Below are 916 nucleotides of genomic sequence, written 5' to 3' on the forward strand. Positions count from 1 at the left end.
CTAGTATAATCTGAAGTCATAGATATATTATTTCCATCTAAAATAAAACTTACATACATATTAACTTTTTTATTAGGTATCTCTGAAGTAGTTTTTACATTGTGTACAACTTTTTTCAAAGGTGTTACTTCATAATAATAGGCATTAGTTTCACTTTCTGCATAATCAAACTTACCTACACCGCGTTTTTTTCCAAATAAACTATATTCCACATCGCCATTATCTAAAAAAGTRTATAAATATCCATTTGGAGCAACAACTCTTTTACCTTTTACTTTTTTTATCCATATATTATTATAATTTCTATTAGCTGTTTTCATGTTTGATGCACAAGAGAATGTGAAGAATAATAATAAAAAAATACCGAATAACTTTTGCATGCCTATTTCCTAAAATATTTAATAACAGTATCGACTAATATTTTAATTATCATTAAAACATTTGCAAATACTTATGTTATACATTATAATCTAATTTCAATAAACTAGGAAATAAACAAATGGTAAAAAGATTAACCTTAAAKAATGGCATAAGAATAATTTTAGAATATATGCCAATTTTAGAGACAGTTTCAGTTGGTTTTTTCTTTATTACAGGCAGTGCAAATGAAACTGAAAAAGAAAATGGATATTCACATTTTATAGAACATATGCTATTTAAAGGCACTAATGATATGACTTCTAAAGAGATAGTGAGATATATAGAAGGGGTAGGAGGMGTATTTAATGCCTATACTTCAAGACATTTCACTTCTTTTTATATAAATATAATATCAAAATATTTTGACAGAGCTATAGATACATTATCTAATATAGCATTAAACTCAGCATTTAGAGAAGAAGATATAAAAAAAGAGAAAAAGGTTATTATAGAAGAGTTAAAAATGACATCAGACTCTCCTGAAGAAATAATGACT

At 25.5% G+C, this 916-nt stretch carries 2 protein-coding genes; one reads left to right on the forward strand and one right to left on the reverse strand.

Going from position 1 to position 916, the window contains the following annotated elements; all coding sequences use genetic code 11:
* Nucleotides 1-380: hypothetical protein (locus tag GQX97_RS12595; protein ID WP_157152242.1), on the reverse strand; the 380-nt coding region annotated here is incomplete at its 3' end.
* Nucleotides 381-499: 119 nt separating this feature from the next.
* Here GQX97_RS12595 and GQX97_RS12600 point away from each other — a divergent pair.
* The coding region (locus GQX97_RS12600; RefSeq protein ID WP_198391233.1) for a pitrilysin family protein at nucleotides 500-916 on the forward strand (417 nt) is incomplete at its 3' end.

Origin of the sequence: Brachyspira sp. SAP_772 (assembly GCF_009755885.1) — a bacterium.
In the GTDB taxonomy this organism is placed as follows: domain Bacteria; phylum Spirochaetota; class Brachyspiria; order Brachyspirales; family Brachyspiraceae; genus Brachyspira.